A 23276-nucleotide genomic window follows, 5' to 3' on the forward strand; every position below is an offset into this window, starting at 1 on the left:
CCCTCAACGAACCCGCGGCCATCGCGGATCGATCAAAGTTACCTACTGTTTCAGCTTTTGCACACGCTCGCCCCGCATGTGCTGGCCAAAGGTTACAAAGCTGAAATCAACCCACCGGATGAGCGTGGGATCGTGCTCATCGGCGCACGCCTCAGAGCACGTCCCCCCGGCCGGTGAGCTTGAGTGACTCGACGACGCCCTTCACCCGCTGGGCATGCTCGACCGTGGTGACGAGCAAGGCGTCGGGGGTGTCGACCACGACGATGTCCTGGACACCCACCAGGCTGATCACCCGCGACGTCTGACTGACCAGGATCCCGCTCGCCCCGTCCGTGAGCACACGTGCGTTCGGCCCCAGGACGGCGAGGTCGTTCTTGCGTCCGTTGTTGATGAGCTTGGTCAGCGAGGCGAAGTCGCCGACGTCGTCCCAGTCGAAGTGCCCGGGGACGACCGCGAGGTGTCCTCGGCGAGCGGCCGGCTCGGCGACGGCGTAGTCGATCGCGATCTTCTTGAGGCGCGGCCAGATTCGATCCACCGCGGGTCCGCGCCGATCGCGATCGTCCCAGGCCTCGGCGAGCTCGAGCAGGCCGGCATGCAGTTCCGGCTCGTTCGCCGCGATCTCGTCGAGCAGCACGCTCGCCTTCGCGATGAACATGCCGGCGTTCCAGAGGTAGCCCCTGTCCGCCAGGTACGCCTTCGCCGTGTCCAGGTCGGGCTTCTCGACGAAGCTCTCCACGAGCGCGGCCTCCCTGGCGCCCTCGACCACGAGCTCCGGGCCCTTCTTGATGTAGCCGAAGCCGATCGCGGGTTCCGTCGGTGTGATGCCGATCGTGCAGATGTAGCCTTCGCGGGCGACCTCGACGGCGTCGCGGACGGCGAATTCGAACACCCGGGTGCTACGGATCACATGATCCGCGCTGAACGACCCGACGATCACGTCGGGCTCACGGCGATGCAGGATCGCGGCGGCCAGTCCGATCGCCGCCGCCGACTCCCGCGGCTCCGACTCCAGGAACACGTTCAGATCGGCGATGCCCGGCAGCTCCGCCTCGACCGCAGCGCGATGGGCGCGTCCGGTGACGACGGCGATCCGGTCCGGCCCGGTGAGCGGCTCCAGGCGATCCCAGGTGTCGTGGAGCAGGGAGTGCCCGGATCCCGTCAGGTCGTGCAGGAACTTCGGCGCATCCGCGCGGGAAAGCGGCCACAGCCGACTGCCGATGCCGCCGGCGGGAATGACCGCATAGAAATCCTCGATGGTCTCGCTCACCCTGCCAGGGTACCCGCGGCCTCCTGAGCCGTTGCGGACACTTAGGCTCGCCTTCGTCGCTCCCCGTGTTCGGACAGGAATAGGATGGACAGCGATCGGGCGTGCCTGCCACTTCGACGAGCACACACTTGAACGAGAGCAGCGCACGCGACCGACGCACATCGATCAGGGAGGACGACCGTGTCCACGAGCGCGCGCTTGACACCGTCGATTTCGGAAACCACGTCAAAGACCCCCCGCGGCACCCTCTATCGGGGACGCGAAGGCATGTGGTCGTGGGTGCTTCACCGCATCACCGGAGTCGCCATCTTCTTCTTCCTTTTGGTGCACGTGCTCGACACGGCACTCATCAGGGTGTCGCCGGAGGCGTACAACGCCGTCATCGGCACGTACAAGAACCCCATCATGGCGCTCGGTGAGGTCGTGCTCGTCGCGGGCATCGTCTTCCACGCCATGAACGGGCTGCGCATCATCGCCGTCGACTTCTGGTCGAAGGGTGCGAAGTACCAGCGCCAGCTCTTCTGGGGCGTGCTGCTGGTGTGGGGCATCATCATGGCCGGCTTCGTGCCCCGCCACCTGATGCTCGCATTCGCCGGGTTCGGAGGAGGACACTGATGTCTGCACAGACCGTCGCCGCCCCGGTGCGCCGTCGCCGCGGAGTGAACCTCGAGAAGTGGGGCTGGGTCTTCATGCGCGCGTCGGGCATCGTGCTCGTCGTCCTGATCTTCGGCCACCTCTTCGTCAACCTCATGCTCGGCGAGGGCATCCACGCCCTCGATTTCGCGTTCATCGCCGGCAAGTTCGCCACGCCGTTCTGGCAGTGGTGGGACGTCCTGATGCTGTGGCTCGCGCTCATCCACGGCGCGAACGGCATGCGCACGATCGTGAACGACTACGTCACGAACACCACCGCTCGTAAGGCGCTCACCTGGGCGCTCGGCCTCGCCGCCGGTCTGCTCATCATCCTCGGCACGCTCGTGGTCTTCACGTTCGACCCGTGCCTGGGAGTGACCGAGGACAGCGTCCTGTGGTCCGAGTGCGCCGCACTGGTCGGGAACTGAGAAGAAGGCTAAGAAGAAGTGACTACCGAGACGCAGGATTCCGTCGTCCGTGACGGCGTGCACTACCACCAGTTCGACATCGTGATCGTCGGCGCCGGCGGCGCCGGGATGCGTGCGGCCATCGAGGCCGGACCCGGCGCGAAGACCGCGGTGATCTCCAAGCTGTACCCCACGCGTTCGCACACCGGTGCGGCGCAGGGCGGTATGGCCGCGGCGCTCGCCAACGTCGAAGAGGACTCCTGGGAGTGGCACACCTTCGACACCGTCAAGGGCGGCGACTACCTCGTCGATCAGGATGCCGCGGAGATCCTCGCGAAGGAGGCCATCGACGCGGTCATCGACCTCGAGAACATGGGTCTCCCCTTCAACCGCACGCCCGAGGGCAAGATCGACCAGCGACGCTTCGGCGGACACACGGCCGAGCACGGCAAGACCCCGGTCCGCCGCGCCTGCTACGCCGCAGACCGCACGGGCCACATGATCCTGCAGACGCTGTTCCAGAACTGCGTCAAGCTCGGCATCAACTTCTTCAACGAGTTCTACGTGCTCGACCTGCTGACGGTGAAGGACGCCGACGGGAACACCCAGGTCGCGGGAGTCGTCTCCTACGACCTGGCGACCGGCGAGCTGCACGTTTTCCAGGCCAAGGCCGTCATCTTCGCGACCGGCGGGTTCGGCAAGATCTTCAAGACGACCTCCAACGCGCACACCCTCACGGGCGACGGGGTCGGCATCGTCTGGCGCAAGGGCCTCCCCCTCGAGGATCTCGAGTTCTTCCAGTTCCACCCGACCGGTCTCGCCGGCCTCGGCATCCTCCTCACCGAGGGCGCACGAGGAGAGGGGGCGATCCTGCGCAACGCCTCGGGCGAGCGCTTCATGGAGCGCTACGCCCCCACCATCAAGGACCTCGCTCCTCGTGACATCGTCGCGCGCTGCATGGTGCAGGAGGTCCTGGACGGCCGTGGCGCCGGCCCCCACAAGGACTACGTGCTGCTCGACTGCACGCACCTGGGCGCCGAGGTCCTCGAGACCAAACTGCCCGACATCACCGAGTTCGCTCGCACGTACCTGGGCGTCGACCCGGTCGTCGAGCCCGTGCCCGTCATGCCGACCGCCCACTACGCCATGGGCGGCATCCCCACGAACAACGACGGCGAGGTCCTCGCGGACAACACCACCGTCGTCCCCGGTCTCTACGCGGCCGGCGAATGCGCGTGCGTCTCGGTGCACGGCGCCAACCGCCTCGGCACCAACTCGCTGCTCGACATCAACGTGTTCGGCAAGCGCGCAGGTCGCAACGCGGTCGAGTACGTCAAGACCGCCGAGTTCGTGCCGCTCCCCGAGAACCCCGCGGGATTCGTCTCGGGCATGCTCGAGGATCTGCGCAACAACCAGGGCACCGAGCGCATCGCCGTGCTCCGCAAGACGCTCCAGGACGAGATGGACAAGGGCGCGCAGGTCTTCCGCACGCACGAGTCCCTCCAGCACGTGCTCGGTGTCATCGCCGAGCTGCGCGAGCGGTACAAGAACGTGCACGTCGACGACAAGGGCAAGCGCTTCAACACCGACCTCCTCGAGGCCGTGGAGCTCGGCTTCCTGCTCGACATCGCCGAGGTCGTCGTCTACGCCGCGCAGAACCGCGAGGAGAGCCGCGGCGGCCACATGCGCGACGACTTCCCGAAGCGCAACGACGACAAGTACATGAAGCACACCATGGCGTACCTGACCGGCGACCCGCACTCCTCCACGCCGAGCGATCACATCAAGCTCGACTGGAAGCCGGTGGTGTTCACGAAGAACGAGCAGGGCGAGTTCAACTACCCGCCGATGGAGAGGAAGTACTGAGCATGTCGACTGCCATCGCAGAAGCACCTGCCGACACGACCGAAGAGACCGCCATCCAGTCCTTCATCGTCACCTTCAACATCCGCAGGTTCGACCCCGAGGTCGACGCCGAGCCGCACTGGGTCGACTACGACGTGGAGCTGTACTCCACCGACCGCGTGCTCGACGCCCTGCACAAGATCAAGTGGGAGGTCGACGGTTCGCTGACCTTCCGCCGCTCCTGTGCGCACGGCATCTGCGGCTCCGACGCCATGCGCATCAACGGCCGCAACCGCCTCGCCTGCAAGACGCTGATCAAGGACCTCGACATCTCGAAGCCGATCTACGTCGAGGCCATCAAGGGTCTGCCGCTGGAGAAGGACCTCGTCGTCGACATGGAGCCGTTCTTCGCGTCGTACCGCGAGGTCCAGCCGTTCCTGGTCGCCAGCTCGGTGCCGGAGAAGGGCAAGGAGCGCGTCCAGTCCATCGCCGACCGCGAGATCTTCGACGACACCACCAAGTGCATCCTGTGCGCCGCGTGCACCTCGTCGTGCCCCGTGTTCTGGACCGACGGACAGTACTTCGGCCCCGCAGCGATCGTGAACGCCCACCGGTTCATCTTCGACTCGCGCGATGACAACGCCGCTGTGCGCCTCGACATCCTCAACGACAAGGAGGGCGTCTGGCGTTGCCGCACGACCTTCAACTGCTCCGAGGCGTGCCCCCGCGGCATCGAGGTCACCAAGGCGATCGCCGAGGTCAAGCAGGCGATCCTCCGCGGGCAGCCCTGACCCACTGATTCAGACTCCTTCGAGAACAGGCGGTTCCCTTCCGGGGACCGCCTGTTCTCGCGTCGGCGCCTCTCTCCCGCCCCACACGCTTGGATAGGGTGGGGATGTGTCTGAACCCGTTGACGCCGCGTCCGAGCCCGGTCGCCTCGATGCGGCCGTCGAACGCGCCACTGCGCTGACCCAGCGCACGCTCGCGCTCTTCCCCGTGCGGGTCTGGCGCCACTTCCTGCAGCACAACGGCTTCCTCCTCGCGGCGGGCGTGAGCTACCAGGCGCTGTTCGCCATCTTCGCGGCGATCTATCTCGCCTTCGCGATCGCCGGCCTCTGGCTCGGCGGCAGCGAGGACGCGGTCAACGGCCTGATCGCCATGATCAACAGCTACATCCCGAACCTGATCCTCCCCGAGGGACAGGGCGGTGTCGTCACCCCCGAGCAGGTGCAGGAGATCGCGGCGAGCACCACCGGAGTGCTGAGCATCACCGGTCTGATCGCCCTCGGCACCGTGATCTGGACGGCGATCGGCTGGGTGACCTTCTCCCGCCGCGCGACCAGGGACATCTTCGGGCTACCACCGGACCGCCGCAGCTACGTGATCCTGAAGGCGCGCGACCTGCTGGCTGCGCTGATCTTCGGCATCTCCCTGATCGTCGGCTCGCTCCTCAGCTCGGCCAGCGCCGCGGTGCTGAGCTGGCTGCTCAGCCTCCTCGGCTGGGACTCCGGATCGGACGGCCTCAACCTCGGCATCCGCATCGGCACGGTCATCGTGTCCTTCGCGCTCATGTCATCCGCGCTGGCGGCGATGGTGCGTTTCCTGACCGGAACGTCGCTGCGCTGGCGCACGATCTGGCCGGGCGCGCTCCTCGGCGGTGGCGCGATGACCATCCTCCAGTACGGGGCGGGATTCCTGCTGAGCTACACGCCCTCCAATCCGCTGCTGGCCACGTTCGCCATCTTCATCGGTCTGCTGCTGTGGTTCCGAGTGAACGGGGTCGTCATGCTGGTGGCCTCCTCCTGGATCGCGGTCTCCGCGCAGGACCACGATCTCCCCCTCCTGCAGGAGACCGAGGCCGAACGTCGGATCGCGGAGTATCAGACCCTGCTGACGGCGGCGCGCATCCGGGTGCGGGAAGCGCACGCGGCCCGCACCCAGGCGCCCTGGTACCGCGCCTGGGTGGCGAATCGGGCCGTGCGCGACGCCGAGGAGGAACTCGCCGACCTCGAAGCGTCCCCTCCCCCACCCGCGGCAGCGACGACGCCGCTCGCGCAGCGTCTGCTGGCGGAGCTGAACCGGTCGGGAAGGGATGTCGGCGGCTCTCGTTAGGCTGGGAGCATGCCTCATCTGCGTATCGCCACGGTCAATGTCAACGGGATCCGAGCGGCGGCTCGCAACGGGATGAGCGGGTGGCTGGACGACGCCGGTGTCGACATCCTCACGCTCCAGGAGGTCCGCGGACAAGACGAGCACCTCGAAGCCGCTCTCCCCGGCTGGTCGTTCGTGCACGACGAGGCGACGGCGAAGGGCCGTGCCGGGGTCGCGATCGCGAGCCGCGTTCCGGCTGTGGCTTCGCGCACCGCGTTCGGCCCGGAGGATTTCGACTCCAAGGGCCGCTGGATCGAAGCCGACTTCCTGATCGGCGACCGTCCGCTCACGGTGGTCAGCGCGTACGTCCATTCGGGCGAGGCCGACACCCCCAAGCAGGAGGAGAAGTGGAAGTTCCTCGACGCCTTCGGCACCCGGCTCGGTGAGCTCGGCGCCGACGGAGCACTCGCGCTCGTGACGGGAGACCTCAACGTCGGACACCGTGAGCTCGACATCAAGAACTGGCGCGGCAACCGCAAGAAGGCCGGATTCCTCCCCCGGGAGCGCGCCTACTTCGACCGATTCCTCGGTGAGGCGGGAACCGAGGTCACCGGCGTCGACGGCACCGTGGGCACGGGTCTCGGCTGGGTCGACGTCGGACGGAAGTTCCACGGCGAGGTCGACGGCCCGTACACCTGGTGGTCCATGCGCGGACAGGCGTTCGACAACGACTCCGGGTGGCGCATCGACTACCACCTGGCGACGCCGGCGCTCGCGGAGCGGGTCGAGACCTACCACGTCGCGCGCGCCGCAGCCTACGACCAGCGGTGGAGCGACCATGCGCCCGTCGTGGTCGACTACCGCTACTGATCCGAGCCTGACGCGGTACCACCTGCGTAGCGGTACCACCCGTGATACTCCAGGACCGTGCCGAGAACGGGGCTCGTCGCGCGCATGTCGATCGTGCGTCGACGGTGAGCCTCGTCCCACCCGTCGACGAGTTCGACATCGATCCGCAGGATTCCACGAAGTGCGATCCGGTGTCCTCCCACCCGCAGTGCGACGGCGCGCGTGTTCATGCGCAGCGCGCCGTCGCCCGTGACCGAGCACTGCTCGAGCATCTGCACGCGGCCGCGGGCCCCCAAGGCGTTCTGCACGATGCCGGGACGCCCGGTCGCGAAGAGCCGATCCACGACGTGCTGTGTCGCGCCGGGGAAACGGAACTCGCGGACGGTGTCGAGCGTTGCGCGTCCGCCGTGCGACCGACCTGACACCGTCTCGATGCGGAACGGCACGTCGCGGGCGAACCGTGTCACGAGCAACCCCGGCCCGACCACCGGAGAGGCGAGACCGGCAAGGCGTCCGAACCTGCTGCCCGCGACTTCGAACAGGCCCTCCGCGCTGTCGTGAGTCGCTTCGACCGTCATCTGCGCGAGGAGCTCGGGATGGAGCCGCTGCGCGTTCTCCCCCAACGCCTCGAGAAACGCCGCGCCTCGCGCGTTCGCCCCTGCGACGGGCACGGCACCTCTTCCTGTCGACCGCGCGGGAGGAGAAGGAGAGGCCATGCGGCCATCGTAGGCGCAGGGCACGCACCCCATAGGATTGATCCTGTGACGAAACCTCGCCTTTACTCCGGAATGCAGCCCTCCGCCGACTCCCTCCAGATCGGCAACTACATCGGCGCGCTGCTCCAGTGGCGAGATCTGCAGAACTCCTACGACGCCTACTTCTCGGTGGTCGACCTGCACGCCCTCACGGTCGCCCAGGACCCGGCCGAGCTCCGCGAGAAGACGCGCCGCACCGCTGCGCAGTACATCGCGGCAGGCATCGAGCCCTCGCTGTCCACCCTGTATGTGCAGTCGCACGTGCGCGCCCACGCCGAGCTCGCCTGGATCCTCAGCACGATCACCGGTTTCGGCGAGGCCGGCCGGATGACCCAGTTCAAGGACAAGTCGACCCGCTACGGCGCCGATGCGACGAGCGTCGGGCTCTTCACGTACCCGGTGCTGATGGCAGCCGACATCCTGCTCTACCAGACCGACGTCGTTCCGGTCGGCGACGACCAGAAGCAGCACGTCGAGCTCACCCGCGATCTGGCCGAGCGCTTCAACTCCCGCTTCGGCGCGACGTTCACGGTGCCGATGCCGGTCATCCAGAAGGAGACGGCCCGCATCTACGATCTGCAGAATCCGACGGCGAAGATGTCGAAGTCGGCGGAGAGCGATGCCGGTGTGCTGTGGATGCTCGACGACCCCGCGAAATCGGCGAAGAAGATCATGCGTGCGGTCACCGACAACGAGGGCTCCGTGCGCTTCGACCGGGAGAACAAGCCGGGCGTCTCGAACCTGCTCACGATCTATGCCGCACTCAGCGGGCGTCAGGTCGCATCGATCGAAGACGAGTACGCCGGTCGCGGCTACGGAGACTTCAAGAAGGGCCTCGCCGACGTCGTCGTCGAGGAGTTCGAGCCGGTGCGCGCGCGGGCCCTCGAACTGCTCGACGATCCGGCGGAACTCGACCGCATCCTGGCGGAGAACGCCAGCCGCGCCGATGCCGTCGCCGATGCCACCCTGTCGGACGTCTACGACCGCGTGGGGCTGCTCCGTCGGGTCTGAGCCGCGCCTAGGATGGGGTCGTGACTGATCCACAGCTGCCGCCTCCGGTACCGCCCGCGTACCCGGCTCCCGCCGCGTCCCCGGCACCGTCCGCATATCCGGCGCCTTCCGGGTATCCGGCGCCTTCGGGGTATCCGGCAGCGCCTCCCGGGGCCTACCAGGTGCCCGTCGGAGGCTATGCCGCACCCGCGGGGACGTACGCCGTCCCCGAGACCGCGCCGCGCCCGTCCGCCGTCCTCGGCGTCGTCGCCCTGGTCCTCTCGCTCGTCGCCGCGGTCGTGCCCGCGATCCTGGTGGGGATCAGCGCCTTCGAGATCGGACGCGTCCTTCCGCAAGGCGTCACGACCACGACTTCCGACGATCTCAGCCTGCTGTCCCCCGCCCGGGATCAGGTGCTGTGGGCCGAGCTGTCCTTCTGGCTCGGAACGATCCTGGGCATCGCCGCGATCGTGCTCGGCATCATCGCGATCGCCAAGAAGAAGGGCAGGGGCGCCGGAATCGCGGCCCTCGTGGTCGCCGTGATGGGCGTGGTCCTGTTCTTCATCGTGCTGGTCACGGCCCTCGCGGCCGGGAGCGCTGCAGGCTTCGCCACGTATACGTCCTGACCCGGACCTCCGCGCGGTCTGAACGTGTCAGCGCGGCGCGTGGTGCTTCTGCTGCGCCGCGAGCAGACCTTCGCCCACGAGTAGTTCGACCGCGTCAGCGGCGTCCGCGATGAGGATCGGCAGGTTCGGCCGCTCGTCCTTCCCGAACGGTGCCAGCACCCAGTCCGCGGGATCCTGACGCCCGACCGGGCGCCCGATACCCACTCGCACGCGTGGGAAGTCGGCGGTGCCCAGAGCGCGCGCCACATCGCGAACGCCGTTGTGACCGCCATGCCCGCCCCCGGTCTTGAGCTTCACCGTGTCGAAGGGGATGTCGAGTTCATCGTGCACCACGACGACCTGCTCGGGGGGAACGGAGTAGAACCGCACCAACGCGGCCACCGGCGTGCCCGAGACGTTCATGAAGGTGTTCGGCTTGGCGAGCACCAGCTTGTCCGCACCGGGGCGCAGCCAGGTCTCGACGACCCGCGCTCCGCCCTTGTGCTCGCGGAAGGTCTCGCCGCGCCGCGCCGCGAGCTCGTCCACGACCATCTGGCCGATGTTGTGCCGGGTCGTCTCGTATCGCGGCCCGGGATTGCCGAGTCCGACCACGAGCCAGGTGGATGCCATGTCCTCGTCCTCTCGATACCCGGGTGCAGGCCCCGGGTCAGGATACGACAGAGGGGACGCGATCGGATCGCGTCCCCTCTGTGATGAATCAGTCGGAGATCACTCCGCGGCGGCCTCTTCGGTCTCCTCGGCAGCGTCGGTCTCCTCCGCGGACTCGTCCTCGGACGGAGCCGCGGGAACGGAGACGGCGACCACGAGGACCTCGGGGTCGGAGAGCAGCGTGGAGCCCTTGGGGAGCTTCACGTCGGCGGCGGTGATGTGCGCGCCCTCTTCCAGGCCCTCGACCGAGACCTCGATGTTCTGCGGGATGTGCGTGGCCTCGGCCTCGATCGACAGCGTGGTCGCGTCGAGGTTGACGATCGTGCCGGCAGCCGACTCACCCGTGACGATGATCGGAACGTCGATCGCGACCTTCTCGCCCTTCTTCACGACGAGCAGGTCGATGTGCTCGATGATCTGGTGCACCGGGTCGCGCTGGACGTCCTTGACCAGGGTGAGCTGGCTCTTGCCCTCGATGTCGAGCTCCAGCAGCGCGTTGGCGCGACGGATGATGAGCGAGACCTGGTGGCCGGGAAGGGCGACGTGCACGGGCTCGGTGCCGTGACCGTAGATGACGGCGGGGATCTTGCCGGCGGCGCGGAGGCGGCGGGCGAAGCCCTTGCCGAAGCTCTCGCGGAGCTCGGCCTGGACCTTGGTGTCTTCAGACATGGGGTTCTCCTTCGGGACACGCAGCGAAGGCGCCGCGCGGTGGTCTTGGATATTCGAACTCGCTGACGCAGGAGGAAAGCCACCGGGCTTGCTTCGCCGCGTCGATAACGGATGATCGCGCACGCGCAGAAGCATCCCTCGCCGAGGTACAGCCTCAATGGTACCGGATGACCCGTTAGGCTGAGGACACCGGTCCTTTTCTGCAGAACACGGAGAACCCCATGCTCGACGGCGCCTTCCTTTCGCACGCACTCCTCTGGCTGATCGGCGCCATGACCGTGTGCGCCGTCGTGGGCAGCCTGGGCGCCCTCTTCTCCATGGGACGCTCGAGCTACCGCAAGGACTGAGCGCGGGGCGCAGGCCCTTCTCCCCTCTGCACGGCCGCCGCGATGGCGGCCGAGGCCGTTCGCACATCCGCCGACTCATCGACGCGGATTCCCCCCTCATCGGCTTCGAGGGATTCGAGCGCCGCGAGCTGGGAGTCCAGGAGCGCCGCGGGCATGAAGTGGTCGGTACGCAGCCGCATGCGCTCCTCGAGCACCGCGCGTGCGATCGTGAGCTCCGCGAAGAAGGCGTCGGGGGCCTCGTCTCTGATGACGTCTCGATAAGTGCGCCGGAGGGCCGAGCACGCGACGACGATCCGCTCCTCGCCACGCAGTGTCTCGCCGACGAGGCGAAGCCACGGCAGACGGTCATTGTCATCCAGCGCGATTCCCGCCGCCATCTTGCGGACGTTCGCCTCCGGATGCAGATCGTCACCATCGACGAACCGTGCGCCGAGCGTCTGAGCGAGGAACGCGCCCACCGTCGACTTCCCCGAGCCGCTGGGGCCCATCACGACGATGCGCATGCTCCCGCTCAATAGAACTCCTCCGTGTCGACCACCGACATCAGCGGTCGGCCGTCGAGCAGGCGCCCGGCGTTCTCCGCGAAGCGTCGCGCGATCCGCTCCTCTTCTTTCGCGCTGAGGGCGGCGGTGTGCGGGCTCACGAGCACGTTCGGGTGCGTCCACAGCGCAGACGCCTGGTCCAGCGGCTCCTGCTCGAAGACGTCGAGGGCGGCGAAGGCGATGCGACCGTCGTCGAGGGCTCCGAGCAGTGCGTCCTCGTCGATGACGGAGCCGCGCCCGACGTTGGCGATGATCGCCCCCGGCTTCACGGCGGCGAGCACCTCGGCACCGATCAGATGGTGGGTCTGAGCGGTTCCCGGGAGCGTGACGACGATCGCGTCCACCTGGGCCACCGCTTCGGTCAGTTCCTCCATCCGCACCAGGCGATCCACGCCCGCCACCGGCTCACCGGACCGTGTCGTCCCCCAGACCCGCGCGCCGAGCCCGTGGAAGCGCCGCGCGCACTCCGTACCGATGCCGCCGAGCCCGACCACCAGCACGATCATCTCGTCGAGCTGACGCATCTCCCAGCGGTCCGGCCAGGTGCGCGTCCCCTGGTCGGCGAGAAGGCGCGGGAGATTCTTCGCTCCGGCCATCACGCCGAACACCGCGAACTCCGCGAGCGGGCCACCGTGCACGCCGGCGCTCGTGGTGAAGACGACGCGATCGAGCGCGTCCCGGTCGAGACCGGCGGCCTTCACGGTGGCACCGCCGCCCGCGGCAGTCGTCATGACCCAACGCAGGCGCGTGTTCGCCGTCACGGTCCTCGCCAGTGCCTCCGCGTCGACGTCGGGGATTCCGAAGAGCGCATCGGCGGAATCGACCAGCTCATCGAACGCCTGCTGCTGGCTCGGCGTGCGCGTGTACTCCGGATCTCCGGACCAGTCGGCGGGACCGCGCATCGGCGGCAGGAGTGCGTGATCGCTGATCACTTCGACGCGGGGCTCGATCTCCTCGATCAGTCGGCACAGGTCCTCCGGCAGCGGCACCGCCACGACCGCGCGCAGCTCTTTCTCGATCCCCGTCACGCTGGTCCTTTCCTCGGCGGCGTCGGCGGCCAGGTGAGAGCCTCCCGCGCACGCACCACGATCTCGCCTCCAGCGTAGACGTCTCGCACCGTGACACAGGTGAGCGCAGAGCGCCCGTACAGCGATACGCTGAATCCACCCCTTCTTCACGATCGAGGAGCCTTCTGTGCCCGAAGCATCAGCGAACATCGGAGTCGTCGGACTCGCCGTCATGGGATCGAACCTCGCCCGCAACCTCGCCAGTCGCGAGGGCAACACCGTGGCGATCTTCAACCGCAGCTACGAGAAGACCCAGACCCTCCTCGGCGAGCACCCGGAGGCCGGCTTCGTCCCGGCCCGCACCTACCAGGAGTTCGCCGATTCACTGCAGAAGCCGCGCACCGCGATCATCATGGTCAAGGCCGGTGGCCCCACCGATGCCGTGATCGACGCGCTGGTCGAGGTCTTCGAGCCCGGCGACATCATCGTCGACGGCGGCAACGCCTACTTCCCCGACACGATCCGCCGGGAGAAGGCGGTCCGCGAGACCGGCATCAACTTCGTCGGCGCCGGCATCTCCGGTGGCGAGGAAGGGGCGCTCACCGGCCCCTCGATCATGCCCGGCGGCTCGGACGAGTCCTGGGTCACGCTCGGACCGATCCTGAAGTCGATCGCCGCGATCGCCGAGGGCGAGCCCTGCGTCACGCACATCGGCCACGACGGTGCCGGCCACTTCGTCAAGATGGTGCACAACGGCATCGAGTACGCCGATATGCAGCTCATCGCCGAGGCCTACGACCTCATCCGTCGCGGCACCGGCAAGTCGCCCGCCGAGATCGCCGAGATCTTCGCCGAGTGGAACAAGGGTGAGCTGGAGTCGTACCTGATCGAGATCACCGCCGAGGTGCTCCGTCAGGTCGACGCTTCCACCGGCAAGCCGCTCGTCGACGTGATCCTCGACCAGGCCGGGGCCAAGGGCACCGGAGCCTGGACCGTGCAGACCGCACTGTCCCTGGGCGTTCCCGTGTCGGGCATCGCCGAAGCGACGTTCGCCCGCTCCCTCTCCTCACACCCCGAGCAGCGCGCCGTCGCCGGTGGACTCCCCGGCCCCGACGAGGAGTTCACGGTCTCGGATGAGGACACCGAGCAGTTCATCGAAGACGTGCGCCTGGCGCTCTACGCGTCGAAGATCGTCGCCTACTCGCAGGGCTTCGACGAGATCCGCGCCGGTGCGGCCGAGTACGGCTGGAACATCGACCTCGGCGCGATCTCGAAGATCTGGCGTGGCGGCTGCATCATCCGCGCCCAGTTCCTCAACCGCATCGCCGATGCCTACGCCGCGACTCCCGATCTGCCGGTGCTGATGACCGCACCGTACTTCGCCGAGGCGCTCGCGCGCGGCCAGGCGTCGTGGCGCCGTGTCGTCGTGACCGCGGCCCAGGCGGGCATCCCCGCACCGGCGTTCTCGTCGTCGCTGTCGTACTACGACGGCATCCGCGCCGACCGCCTCCCCGCGGCCCTCGTGCAGGGCCAGCGCGACTTCTTCGGCGCGCACACCTACAAGCGCATCGACAAGCCGGGCACCTTCCACACCCTGTGGTCGGGCGACCGCACGGAGATCGAAGCCGAAGACACGCACTGAGGCTCGCCGTCGAAGGGCCGGGTACCGCAAGGTATCCGGCCCTTCGTGCGTCACACCGTGATGTTGTGGTTGCGGTGGAACAGGTTCTGCGGGTCCCACGCGGCCTTCGTGGCCCGCAACCGCGAGAGGGCGTCTTCCGAGAACATGCCGGAGACGGCCTGCGGCCTCTCGGTGTCGGCGAAGTTGCCGTACTCGGCCAGACGCCCCCGCTCGATCACGCTCCAGTCCGCGTCGATCGCGGCACGGGTCTCGTCCTCGATCAGGCCGGGGATGTCGAACGCGCCGGCGAGGACGAACCAGTTCGCCGCGCGGGCGGGGAACGCCGTGTCTTCCTGCGCGACGTCGCGGATGGCCCCGCCCAGGGACCGCAGGAACAGGACCGATGCCGGATACGAACGACGGAAGGCCACCAGCTGCGCGATGAGCGCGTCGTCGAGTTCGGCGTAGAGACCGTTGCCCCCGATGAATCCGGGAGGCGAGGCGGGCTCCTCGCCCTCGGGGGCCGGCATCTCCAGCAGCACCTCCCGATATGCCGGCGTCGTGACTTCGGTCTGCACTCCGTCGAGGGCGGAGATCGGTTCCATCACGGCGCGCAGCCGGTCGGGCTCCGGCGCGGCCCACACCGCGCTCAGACGAGCACCCGCCGGCGCGCTCGGATCCATCGGCGGGACGTCCATGTAGGTGACCGTGAGTTCTCGAGGCGCGTCGCGGAGCATGTCTCGGGTGGCCTTCAGCACGGCGGTCTCGTCGCCATCGATGCGACTCTCCGAGAAGGCGATGCCGGGCAGCGGGTGGGCTGCGAAATCGAAGCGGGTGACGACGCCGAAGTTCCCTCCGCCGCCGCGCAGAGCCCAGAACAGCTCGGGGTGCGCATCCGCCGAAGCCTCGACGACCTCCCCCGTCGCCGTGACGACCTGAGCCCCGATGAGCTGATCGACCGCCAGGCCCCAGGCGCGCGCCATCCATCCGATGCCTCCGCCGAGCGTGAGTCCGCCGACTCCCACCGACGCGGTGTCGCCGGAGCTGAGGGCGAGACCGTGCGCGGCCAGCGCCGTCGCGACGTCGCCCCAGACCGCGCCGCCACCGATGCGGACGGTGGAGCCGTCGACCTCGACCTGGGACAGTTCGCCGAGCTCGAGACGGATACCCGCGGCAGGGCCGTGCGACCACGGGCCGTGCCCGCCCGAGACGACGGTCAAAGGTACGGCCTCGCGGGACGCCAGGCGCACGACCTCGGCGACCTCGGTGACGGTACGGGGGCGGTGGACGGAAAGGACAGGAGCAACAGAGTCGTCGGCCATGCCGTCACTGTAGTCAGCGCCGCCGACATCGCATCTCCCGCTCTCAGGCAACACATAGCGCTCTCCATAGAAATCACATAGGAGATTCCGCAGAATAGGGATATGACCAGCGACCTGCCCGAACTGCGCCGTCCCGACGGCTCCCCCCTGCGGATCCTCGCCGTCGACGACGAGCAGATGCTCACCGATCTGCTCGCGATGGCCCTGCGGATGGAGGGGTGGGAGGTGCGCACCGCGTCCTCCGGCATGGAGGCGCTGCAGGTGGCCAGGGAGTTCGAGCCCGACGCGCTCGTGCTCGACATCATGATGCCGGATCTCGACGGCATGTCCGTGCTGAGACGGCTCCGCGAATCCGGGAACCTCGTCCCCGTCCTGTTCCTCACCGCGAAGGATGCCGTGGGCGACCGCGTCGCGGGGCTCACGGCGGGCGGCGACGACTACGTCACCAAACCGTTCAGCCTCGAGGAGGTCATCGCGCGTCTCCGCGCGATCATCCGCCGCACCGGTCACGCCACCGCCGATGACGGGCAATCGATCCTGCGCGTCGCAGACCTCACCCTCAACGAGGACAGCCATGAGGTCGTCCGCGACGGCACCGAGATCGAGCTCACCGCGACCGAGTTCGAGCTGCTGCGGTACCTGATGCGCAACGAGCGCCGTGTGCTGTCGAAGGCCCAGATCCTCGACCGGGTCTGGAGCTACGACTTCGGGGGCAAGTCCTCCGTGGTGGAGCTGTACATCTCGTACCTGCGCAAGAAGATCGACGCCGGACGCACGCCCCTGCTGCACACCGTCCGCGGCGTGGGGTACATGATCAAGGCTCCGCAGTGAGCTCTGCGGCGGTGCGGAGGAGGCCGATGAGCCTGCAGACACGGCTGATGACGGCCGTGATCGGGTTCGTGTCGCTGATCCTCATCATCGTCGCCATCATCACGAGCGCGACCCTGGGGAAGACCATGGAGGATCAGCTCGATCAGAAGCTGAGCACCTCCGCGCACCAGGTCGCGCGATGGGCGCAGAATTTCTCCCCGAGCGACGCGACCGCGTCCAACATCCTGTCGGGGCAGAACGTGCAGTATTCGGGGCTCCTGCTGGCCGTGGTCAGCCCCCTCACCGGCGCCTCCGGAGTCGTCGTGACGAACACTCCCGGCGACGAGCTCACGGGCACACTGCAGCCGCTCGACGCGACGCAGATAGCCGAGATCGCCGCGGCGCTGAACGGCACCTCCGTGGCCACGGTCTCGATCTCCGATCTCGGCTCCTACCGGATCATGGCACTGAACACCGCGAGCGGCGTCGGCGTCGTCACGGGTCTCCCCCGCGACGAGATCCAGAATCAGCTCGCCCAGCTGCTCACCGTCATCGCCCTCGCGACGATCGGCGGTCTCATCCTGCTCGCGTTGACCACAGCGGTCACCATCCGCGTGGGACTGCGACCACTCCGTGCCGTCGCGATGACGGCGACCCGGGTCGCGAACCAGCAGCTCGATCGCGGTGAGGTGACCATCACGGAACGTGTTCCTTCGTACGAGGCCGATCCGCGTACCGAGACCGGACTCGTCGGGGCATCGCTGAACAAGCTCCTCGATCACGTGAACAGCTCGCTCGCCTCGAGGCAGAAGAACGAAGAGCGGATGCGACGCTTCGTCGCCGACGCCAGTCATGAGCTGCGCACACCGCTCGCCTCCATCCGCGGCTACTCGGAGCTGTCGCTGCGCGCGCTGCATCAGTCCGATCGGAGCGCTGAGCGCCCCGAGGTGATCGAGAGCACCACGACCTCCCTCGAGCGCATCCAGGCGCAGTCGCTGCGGATGACACGACTCGTCGAGGACCTGCTCCTGCTGGCGCGCCTCGATGAGGGACGCGAGCTCGTCTACAGCACGGTGGACCTCACGCAGCTGGCCCTCGAAGGCCTCTCCGATGCGCGTCCCACGGCCGTGGACCACCACTGGCAGATCGAGGTCCCCGAAGAGCCCGTCACCATCGTGGGCGACGCGGGGCGGATGCACCAGGTGGTCGCCAACCTCCTGGCGAATGCGCGCACGCATACCCCCGCAGGGACGACCGTCACGCTCAGCGTCATGCAGGACGGCGAGGACGCGGTGCTGCGGGTCCACGACGACGGCCCCGGCATCGACCCCGCCATCCGCGACGAGCTGTTCGCGCGCTTCGCCCGCGGTGACAGCTCACGAGCCCGTCAGACGGGCGGGACCGGGCTCGGCCTCGCGATCGTCAAGGCCATCGTCGAAGGCCACCACGGCACCATCGACGTCACCAGCGAACCGGGCGACACGACCTTCACGGTCCGCATCCCGGCCACCCCGGCGAGCGCGGCCGCCGAGGCCTGAGACGCGTCGACGGCGCGGCTCCAGCCCCGTCCCGTCCTGCCCGTGCGTTCGTCGGGAGATCGGACGGTTGCAGGTCGGGGCGGACCCTTCCTCCCGACATCCGTCCGATCTCCCGACGAACGCGCACAAGGATGGTCCGCAGGTCAGGTCAGTCACGCCCCCGGATACGGAGGATGGCCGCGATCACCGCTGCTTCGACGGTCGGCCACGCGTGCACGATCTGCGCGTAGTCGAACCGCAGTGTCTCGTAGCCGAGGACCGAGGCGGCAGCATCCCTCACCAGATCCCGATGCCGGTGCCCGGGGGCCTCATGATTGCCCTTCCCATCCGCCTCGAGGATCAGGAGGCCATCGAGGACGAAATCGACCTTGCCGACGGTGGGGATGCGCACCTGGCACTCCAGCGTGATGCCGCTCAGATGCAGTCGGAGCCTCAGGAGCGACTCGAGGCCGCTGTCGGCGTCGGACCGCGCCAGATCGACGAGCCAGTGGGCGCGAGCGGGCAGGCGGCGGCGGATGCGTTGACGCGCGGCGGAAGAGATCTTGCGCTGCGTCAACGCGGACTCGAGCGCGGCGAAGAACACCTCGTCGCCAGCGCAGCGGTACACGTGGATGAGCACCTCCTCCAACGGTGCGAGTCCGACTCCCGCCCGCCCGGCGTCGTAGTGCCCGACGCACTCGCAGTCCGCGTGATGAACACGCCCGTTCCCTCCGAGCCACACGTGCGGGGGACCGTCCGCGGACAGCACCCAGATGCCGTGCAACCGCAGGGCGTGCGTGCAGGTCAGCGCCCCGCCGTGCGCCGCGGCCTCCTGCAGACTGAGGTCAGCGGTCGGCACGGCGAACACGCCCGGCCTCACCCGCACGAGCGCGCCCGCCCGCACCTCGTCGGCCCGCATCCGACGGGTGATCCCGTAGCGCTGAAGAAGGGTTCCTCGGACGACTCCGCCGTGCTGGGCGGTCACTGCTGCAGCTCTGAGCATTCGACGATCCTGCCTTCGCTGCGGCGGCCTCCGACGCCCGGAATGCCCGTTTGTGGACAGACGGCGACCACGTTCGCGATCTGCACGAAGACACGCCTCGCACGCCCGTCGGGAGGTTTCACGGACGTCGGGTCGAAACCGAGAAATCGCCCGACATCCGTTCAAACTCCCGACGGATGCACCACACGCGGGGGGGGCGGGGGCGGGCGCGGGGCGGGGGCCCGGGGGCGGGGGCTCAGTAGCCCGCGAAGGCGTCGGTCGTGAGGCTGCGAGCCTTCTGCAACGCGGGGGCGAGGTCGGCGATCAGCCGCGGCGGGCCCGAGATGAAGGCGTGGCGCGTGCCGAGGTCGGCGACCGTGCGCTCCAGGATCTCCGCATCCAGGCGCGCTCCCTGCGCCCAGGCCCAGTGCGCGGGCAGATCCGTGGGCTCGTCGCGGGTGAACACGACCGTGCGCACGCCGGTCGCGGCGAGCTCGTCGCGGAACGCGAGCTCGGAGGCCTGGGACGCCACGTAGACGAGCACTACATCGCGCTGCTGCCCCGTGGCCCGCAGCTGACGCAACTGCGACACGAACGGCGTCACCCCGATGCCCGCCGCCACCATCAGCACCGGACTGTCTCCGCGCGGCAGGATGAAGTCGCCCCAGGTGCCGGTGACCGCGAAGGTCGCTCCAGGCTCTGCCTCGGCCAAGGCGCGCTTGTAGCTCGAGGGATGCTTCTGGTCACCGTTCTTGTACGCGATGCGCAGCGTCGGCAGATCAGCCGGGGCGGACACGATGCTGAACTCCCGCCGGGTTCCGCGGGCATCGGGACGGCGGTGCGGAACGTCGAGCTCGAGATACTGGCCGGGGAGGAAACGCACGCGCCCCTTCGCCCGGAAGGTCAGCTCCTGAGCGGTCGGGGTGACGAACGCACGACGCTCGAGCACCAGCCGCACCGAACCGCGGAGGGCGAAGACGAAGGCCACGAGGTTGCCGATGAGCAGCGCGCGCTCCTGCCCCAGAGTGAAGAGACCAGCCACCGAGATCGGCCAGCCGGCGAGCACGCCCACGACGACGGCCACGACGAGCTGCTGGCGACGCCGAGGCGGGAGGGTCAGCGGCTCGGAGAGCATGAACGCACCGAGGAACAGGAAGGGCGACTGCAGCACGGCGAACTGCAGTGCGGTCGACAGTTCGAATCCGATGTCGAACTGCGTGGCCTGCACCGCCTGGCGCACCACCGAGGTCGCCACCGCGACGAACAGGAAGACCAGCACCACACGCACCTTCTCGGTGCGCCACAGCACCGCGAGGCCCAGCACCGCCACGGGGATCGTCAGCACCGGCGTCCCCACCCACCACGACGAGGAGGTGCCCAACCACTCGAAGGCTCCGAAGGCTCCCAGGATCGAGACCAAGGCCGCACCGAAGGCAGCGGGGTTGAAGATGTGTCGGCCGCGCCACGCGATCAGGTACTTCGACACGCTCGCCACGGCGCCGGCGAGGGCGAGCCCCAGCAGTGCGCCGGGGGCGAGGCCGGGGCGGAGCACGAACAGCAGGATCAGGGCGGTGACGAGCGACGATTCGATACGCCACGGGAGGCGGAGGATGCGCTGAGCCACGGCGTCGACCGCGGAGATGACGACCGCCAGCACCAGGAAGGACGCCACCAGCTCCCCCGGTGTCGGTGAGACGATGACCCCGAGCAGCGACAGCACGAAGGCCGTGACCGCGAGCGCGATGAGCGCGAAGAGCACGAGGCGGTACATCGACAGGGAACCCAGCACCGCGAGGACCCGTTGGCGTGCGGCGGCGAATGACGTGATCACGGTGTCCACTCTTCCCTAATTCGTCGCTGCAGGGCGCTTCTTCGCGGTGACGAGGAACAGCTCCGCCGGGCATCCGGGCGAGCGCTGCACCGTGCCGTCGGTGCTCATGCGGACCCATTCCACACCCCAGCCCGCGGCGAGTTCCGGGCCGCCGTCGAAGAAGAGCGCGGTGGCGACCGCATCCGCCGTCATCGCTTCCGCAGCCAGCGCCCAGGTCGCCGCCCAGGTGCGCACCGGGAGGCCCGTCCGGGCATCGAGGACATGGTGCAGCCCGCTCCCCCACGCCCGCCGGTTCACGGCCGAGGCACACAGCGCCTGGTCCTTCACCTCGACGACCCCGATCGCCTTCCGTGCGTCGTAGGGATGCTCCAGACCGATCCGCACCCCCGCACCGCGGACCCGGATGTCGCCGCCGGCGTCGACCACCACATCGCCGGGCACGGTCGACAGGGTGCCCATCACGAGATCGACCAGGCGCCCCTTGCCGAGTGCCCCGACGTCGAGGAGGGCGGGGACGGATGCGGTGGCCTCGCCTGGCGTCCAGGTCACGTGTCGCTGCCAGTCACCCGGAGCGCGCACCGGATCGCCGGCCACGAGCGAATACCCGGCGTCGTACCCGAGCGCGCTGAGGCTGTCGGCCACGAGCGGGTTCACCGCTCCCCCGGTCGCCAGGGAGAGCTGCCCGTACGCCTCGAGCATCGGACCGGCATCGGCCGAGACGAGCGTTCCCCCCTCGCGCCCCAGCCGCATGACCTCCGAGTCGTCGCGGAAGCGGGACCACTCGCGGTCGAATCGTGCGATCACGGCCGCGACCTCGACGCGCTCGGCGTCCGGAAGCGGATCGCCGGTCTCGATCTCCCAGTGCGTTCCGATCGCCTCGAAGCGCCAGGTCGCCATGGGCGTCAGGCGCCTAGGCGGCCGCCTGCTCCTTGATCGACGCGACGGCCTCGTTGAACCCGCCACTGGTGAGCGAGGAACCGGCGACGCGACTCACGTTCAACTCGTCGAGCGCGACGCCCTCGACCTCGTCCGCGATTCCGGCGATGAACTGGCCCTGGTACTGCTCGGTCTCGGGCGCCTTCGGGTCACCCGTGACCTCGACGTCGGTCACGACGCCGTCCGCGAGCGTCAGGGTGACGGAGATCTGCTCGACCGTCTCGGGGGTCTGGTATGAGCCGTCGGCCGTGTAGGTGCCATCGGCGTAGTCCCCCGCGGAATCGCCGCCGGAGGACGATGACGAACCGGTGTCGGCCGTCGCCCCACCGTCGGCCGGCGGCTCGGCGTCGGCACTGCCGGAGCATCCGGCGAGGACGAAGAGCCCCGCGATCCCGAGGATCGCGGATCCCTTGCGGACAGAGGTCGGTACGGTCGTGCGGATCATGGTGTGGTCCTCCCGGCTCGGCGTCGGTCGACTCCGGTGGTCGACCCTTCGACCGTAAGCACCGTGTCTATGCGCGGGCTGTGCCACGACGATGCGTTACGCGTCGCCGCCGAACATGCTCGTCACCGAGCCGTCTTCGAAGACCTCGTGGATCGCGCGGGCGAGCAGCGGCGCGATCGGGAGGATCGTCAGCTTCTCCCACCGGCGAGACTCCGTGAGCGGGATCGTGTCGGTGATGACGACCTCGTCGATGGACGAGTCCTGCAAGCGCTCGGATGCCGGGTCGCTGAAGATCGCGTGGGTCGCCGCGACGATGACGCGGTGAGCGCCGTTCGCCTTGAGCGCCTGTGCGGCCTTGACGATCGTGCCGCCGGTGTCGATCATGTCGTCGACCAGGAGGCACGTGCGCCCCTCGACGGCACCGACGATCTCATGCACGGAGACCTGGTTGGCGACCTTGGGATCACGACGCTTGTGGATGATCGCGAGCGGGGCACCGAGACTGTCGGACCAGGTGTCTGCCACGCGCACACGCCCCATGTCCGGGGAGACGACGGTGAGGATCTCACGGTCCGCCGGCGACAGCGTGCGCTCGAAGTAGTCGAGGAGCACGGGCTTGGCGAACAGGTGGTCGACGGGACCGTCGAAGAAGCCCTGGATCTGCGCCGCGTGCAGGTCGACGCTCATGACGCGGTCGGCGCCCGCGGTCTTCAGCAGGTCGGCGACGAGTCGGGCGCTGATCGGCTCACGGCCGCGACCCTTCTTGTCCTGACGCGAGTACGGATAGTACGGGGCGACGACGGTGATGCGCTTGGCCGACGCGCGCTTGGCCGCGTCGATCATGATCAACGTCTCCATGAGCCACTCGTTGACCGGCTCGCCGAACGTCTGGATGAGGAAGAGATCCACTCCACGGATCGACACCTCGAAGCGGGCGTAGATCTCACCCGATGCGAACGTGCGGTGCTCGACCGGCGCGATCTCGGTGCCGAGCGCCTCGGCGACGGCTGCAGTGAGCTCGGGGTGCGAGCGGCCACCGGCGACGACGAGCCGCTTCTTGGTCTTGGCGATGATCCCCGGTGCCACGCCGTTGTCGCGATCCAGATCGACCGTCTTCTTCTTGCGCGCCATGTCCG

General features: G+C 68.5%; 24 protein-coding genes. 12 read left to right on the forward strand and 12 right to left on the reverse strand.

All coding sequences use genetic code 11. The features are described from left to right. Positions 1 to 151: 151 nt before the first annotated feature. The gene (locus ACLF6J_RS12125; RefSeq protein WP_421076897.1) at positions 152 to 1267 is read right to left on the reverse strand and encodes a mannose-1-phosphate guanylyltransferase; all 1116 of its coding nucleotides are present in this window, start codon (positions 1265 to 1267) and stop codon (positions 152 to 154) included. 180 nt (positions 1268 to 1447) lie between these two features. Here ACLF6J_RS12125 and sdhC point away from each other — a divergent pair, with 180 nt between their 5' ends. The 6 genes from sdhC (at position 1448) to ACLF6J_RS12155 (ending at position 7113) form a co-directional block, all read left to right on the forward strand. Next, positions 1448 to 1882, forward strand: coding sequence for a succinate dehydrogenase, cytochrome b556 subunit (gene sdhC, locus ACLF6J_RS12130; RefSeq protein ID WP_072591539.1), 435 nt, complete (start codon positions 1448 to 1450; stop codon positions 1880 to 1882). After that, complete coding sequence (locus ACLF6J_RS12135) at positions 1882 to 2328, forward strand: succinate dehydrogenase hydrophobic membrane anchor subunit (RefSeq protein ID WP_047523606.1); 447 nt, start codon at positions 1882 to 1884, stop codon at positions 2326 to 2328. The genes sdhC and ACLF6J_RS12135 overlap by 1 nt, the downstream gene beginning before the upstream one ends. A gap of 18 nt (positions 2329 to 2346) precedes the next feature. Then, the gene (sdhA, locus tag ACLF6J_RS12140; protein ID WP_047523607.1) at positions 2347 to 4173 is read left to right on the forward strand and encodes a succinate dehydrogenase flavoprotein subunit; all 1827 of its coding nucleotides are present in this window, start codon (positions 2347 to 2349) and stop codon (positions 4171 to 4173) included. A gap of 2 nt (positions 4174 to 4175) precedes the next feature. Further along, on the forward strand, positions 4176 to 4943 hold the full coding sequence (locus ACLF6J_RS12145) for a succinate dehydrogenase iron-sulfur subunit (RefSeq protein ID WP_047523608.1): 768 nt from the start codon (positions 4176 to 4178) through the stop codon (positions 4941 to 4943). Between the two features lie 106 nt (positions 4944 to 5049). Continuing rightward, complete coding sequence (locus ACLF6J_RS12150; protein ID WP_131492694.1) at positions 5050 to 6264, forward strand: YihY/virulence factor BrkB family protein; 1215 nt, start codon at positions 5050 to 5052, stop codon at positions 6262 to 6264. 9 nt (positions 6265 to 6273) lie between these two features. Continuing rightward, on the forward strand, positions 6274 to 7113 hold the full coding sequence (locus tag ACLF6J_RS12155; protein WP_134351764.1) for an exodeoxyribonuclease III: 840 nt from the start codon (positions 6274 to 6276) through the stop codon (positions 7111 to 7113). Here ACLF6J_RS12155 and ACLF6J_RS12160 read toward each other — a convergent pair. Continuing rightward, positions 7107 to 7763: a DUF4166 domain-containing protein gene (locus ACLF6J_RS12160; protein WP_421076898.1), complete on the reverse strand. Its 657-nt coding sequence runs from the start codon at positions 7761 to 7763 to the stop codon at positions 7107 to 7109. The genes ACLF6J_RS12155 and ACLF6J_RS12160 overlap by 7 nt on opposite strands. A 90-nt stretch (positions 7764 to 7853) precedes the next feature. On the opposite strand from ACLF6J_RS12160, the gene trpS reads away from it, so the two are divergent. Together trpS and ACLF6J_RS12170 are read left to right on the forward strand one after the other, a co-directional pair. Beyond that, positions 7854 to 8858, forward strand: a complete 1005-nt coding sequence (trpS, locus tag ACLF6J_RS12165; RefSeq protein WP_081997047.1) for a tryptophan--tRNA ligase — start codon at positions 7854 to 7856, stop codon at positions 8856 to 8858. Positions 8859 to 8878: 20 nt separating this feature from the next. After that, positions 8879 to 9463 carry a hypothetical protein gene (locus tag ACLF6J_RS12170; RefSeq protein ID WP_166804649.1) on the forward strand — a complete coding sequence of 195 codons (585 nt, stop codon included), beginning with the start codon at positions 8879 to 8881 and terminating at the stop codon, positions 9461 to 9463. Between the two features lie 27 nt (positions 9464 to 9490). Here ACLF6J_RS12170 and pth read toward each other — a convergent pair whose 3' ends face one another. Together pth and ACLF6J_RS12180 are read right to left on the reverse strand one after the other, a co-directional pair. Beyond that, positions 9491 to 10072, reverse strand: coding sequence for an aminoacyl-tRNA hydrolase (gene pth / locus ACLF6J_RS12175; RefSeq protein WP_131492699.1), 582 nt, complete (start codon positions 10070 to 10072; stop codon positions 9491 to 9493). Between the two features lie 99 nt (positions 10073 to 10171). Further along, a complete protein-coding gene (locus ACLF6J_RS12180) occupies positions 10172 to 10780 on the reverse strand; it encodes a 50S ribosomal protein L25/general stress protein Ctc (RefSeq protein WP_131492701.1) in 609 nt (202 codons plus the stop codon). Positions 10781 to 11001: 221 nt separating this feature from the next. Here ACLF6J_RS12180 and ACLF6J_RS12185 point away from each other — a divergent pair, with 221 nt between their 5' ends. Then, positions 11002 to 11127, forward strand: coding sequence for a hypothetical protein (locus tag ACLF6J_RS12185; protein WP_269406029.1), 126 nt, complete (start codon positions 11002 to 11004; stop codon positions 11125 to 11127). Here the strand turns inward: ACLF6J_RS12185 and ACLF6J_RS12190 are convergent. Together ACLF6J_RS12190 and ACLF6J_RS12195 are read right to left on the reverse strand one after the other, a co-directional pair. Next, a complete protein-coding gene (locus ACLF6J_RS12190; protein WP_134351768.1) occupies positions 11112 to 11642 on the reverse strand; it encodes a gluconokinase in 531 nt (176 codons plus the stop codon). The two genes, ACLF6J_RS12185 and ACLF6J_RS12190, sit on opposite strands and share 16 nt — an antisense overlap. After that, on the reverse strand, positions 11639 to 12697 hold the full coding sequence (locus tag ACLF6J_RS12195) for a D-2-hydroxyacid dehydrogenase (RefSeq protein ID WP_134351770.1): 1059 nt from the start codon (positions 12695 to 12697) through the stop codon (positions 11639 to 11641). Before ACLF6J_RS12195 ends, ACLF6J_RS12190 begins: the two co-directional genes overlap by 4 nt. Before the next feature lie 166 nt (positions 12698 to 12863). Between ACLF6J_RS12195 and gndA the strand changes: the two genes are divergently transcribed. Continuing rightward, positions 12864 to 14318 carry an NADP-dependent phosphogluconate dehydrogenase gene (gndA, locus tag ACLF6J_RS12200; RefSeq protein ID WP_134351772.1) on the forward strand — a complete coding sequence of 485 codons (1455 nt, stop codon included), beginning with the start codon at positions 12864 to 12866 and terminating at the stop codon, positions 14316 to 14318. Between the two features lie 50 nt (positions 14319 to 14368). On the opposite strand, the gene ACLF6J_RS12205 is transcribed toward gndA, so the two are convergent. Next, the gene (locus tag ACLF6J_RS12205) at positions 14369 to 15619 is read right to left on the reverse strand and encodes an FAD-binding oxidoreductase (protein ID WP_134351774.1); all 1251 of its coding nucleotides are present in this window, start codon (positions 15617 to 15619) and stop codon (positions 14369 to 14371) included. Positions 15620 to 15721: 102 nt separating this feature from the next. On the opposite strand from ACLF6J_RS12205, the gene ACLF6J_RS12210 reads away from it, so the two are divergent. Next, positions 15722 to 16450 carry a response regulator transcription factor gene (locus ACLF6J_RS12210; RefSeq protein ID WP_047523621.1) on the forward strand — a complete coding sequence of 243 codons (729 nt, stop codon included), beginning with the start codon at positions 15722 to 15724 and terminating at the stop codon, positions 16448 to 16450. A gap of 26 nt (positions 16451 to 16476) precedes the next feature. Then, a complete protein-coding gene (locus ACLF6J_RS12215) occupies positions 16477 to 17967 on the forward strand; it encodes a sensor histidine kinase (protein ID WP_134351776.1) in 1491 nt (496 codons plus the stop codon). 148 nt (positions 17968 to 18115) lie between these two features. Here ACLF6J_RS12215 and ACLF6J_RS12220 read toward each other — a convergent pair whose 3' ends face one another. From ACLF6J_RS12220 to ACLF6J_RS12240, 5 genes are all read right to left on the reverse strand, one after another. Further along, positions 18116 to 18949, reverse strand: coding sequence for a DUF559 domain-containing protein (locus tag ACLF6J_RS12220; RefSeq protein ID WP_134351778.1), 834 nt, complete (start codon positions 18947 to 18949; stop codon positions 18116 to 18118). 235 nt (positions 18950 to 19184) lie between these two features. After that, positions 19185 to 20759, reverse strand: a complete 1575-nt coding sequence (locus tag ACLF6J_RS12225; RefSeq protein ID WP_134351780.1) for a flavodoxin reductase — start codon at positions 20757 to 20759, stop codon at positions 19185 to 19187. A 15-nt stretch (positions 20760 to 20774) separates the two neighbouring features. After that, complete coding sequence (locus tag ACLF6J_RS12230) at positions 20775 to 21656, reverse strand: FAD:protein FMN transferase (protein ID WP_134351782.1); 882 nt, start codon at positions 21654 to 21656, stop codon at positions 20775 to 20777. Positions 21657 to 21669: 13 nt separating this feature from the next. Then, positions 21670 to 22140 (reverse strand): FMN-binding protein, encoded by a 471-nt coding sequence (locus ACLF6J_RS12235; protein WP_134351784.1) that lies wholly within the window; start codon positions 22138 to 22140, stop codon positions 21670 to 21672. Positions 22141 to 22236: 96 nt separating this feature from the next. After that, positions 22237 to 23271, reverse strand: a complete 1035-nt coding sequence (locus ACLF6J_RS12240; protein WP_047519209.1) for a ribose-phosphate diphosphokinase — start codon at positions 23269 to 23271, stop codon at positions 22237 to 22239. Positions 23272 to 23276: the final 5 nt, after the last annotated feature.

The organism is Microbacterium sp. IO18 (assembly GCF_049099505.1).
Lineage (GTDB): Bacteria > Actinomycetota > Actinomycetes > Actinomycetales > Microbacteriaceae > Microbacterium > Microbacterium aurugineum.

Excerpts from the sequence above, each read along its gene's own strand:
- ACLF6J_RS12135 (WP_047523606.1), top strand. The coding sequence starts at position 1,882 with ATGTCTGCACAGACCGTCGCCGCCCCGGTGCGCCGTCGCCGCGGAGTG.
- ACLF6J_RS12145 (WP_047523608.1), top strand. The coding sequence starts at position 4,176 with ATGTCGACTGCCATCGCAGAAGCACCTGCCGACACGACCGAAGAGACC.
- ACLF6J_RS12155 (WP_134351764.1), top strand. The coding sequence starts at position 6,274 with ATGCCTCATCTGCGTATCGCCACGGTCAATGTCAACGGGATCCGAGCG.
- pth (WP_131492699.1), bottom strand. The coding sequence starts at position 10,072 with ATGGCATCCACCTGGCTCGTGGTCGGACTCGGCAATCCCGGGCCGCGA.
- ACLF6J_RS12180 (WP_131492701.1), bottom strand. The coding sequence starts at position 10,780 with ATGTCTGAAGACACCAAGGTCCAGGCCGAGCTCCGCGAGAGCTTCGGC.
- ACLF6J_RS12185 (WP_269406029.1), top strand. The coding sequence starts at position 11,002 with ATGCTCGACGGCGCCTTCCTTTCGCACGCACTCCTCTGGCTGATCGGC.
- ACLF6J_RS12205 (WP_134351774.1), bottom strand. The coding sequence starts at position 15,619 with ATGGCCGACGACTCTGTTGCTCCTGTCCTTTCCGTCCACCGCCCCCGT.
- ACLF6J_RS12210 (WP_047523621.1), top strand. The coding sequence starts at position 15,722 with ATGACCAGCGACCTGCCCGAACTGCGCCGTCCCGACGGCTCCCCCCTG.
- ACLF6J_RS12215 (WP_134351776.1), top strand. The coding sequence starts at position 16,477 with ATGAGCCTGCAGACACGGCTGATGACGGCCGTGATCGGGTTCGTGTCG.
- ACLF6J_RS12220 (WP_134351778.1), bottom strand. The coding sequence starts at position 18,949 with ATGCTCAGAGCTGCAGCAGTGACCGCCCAGCACGGCGGAGTCGTCCGA.
- ACLF6J_RS12230 (WP_134351782.1), bottom strand. The coding sequence starts at position 21,656 with ATGGCGACCTGGCGCTTCGAGGCGATCGGAACGCACTGGGAGATCGAG.
- ACLF6J_RS12235 (WP_134351784.1), bottom strand. The coding sequence starts at position 22,140 with ATGATCCGCACGACCGTACCGACCTCTGTCCGCAAGGGATCCGCGATC.
- ACLF6J_RS12240 (WP_047519209.1), bottom strand. The coding sequence starts at position 23,271 with ATGGCGCGCAAGAAGAAGACGGTCGATCTGGATCGCGACAACGGCGTG.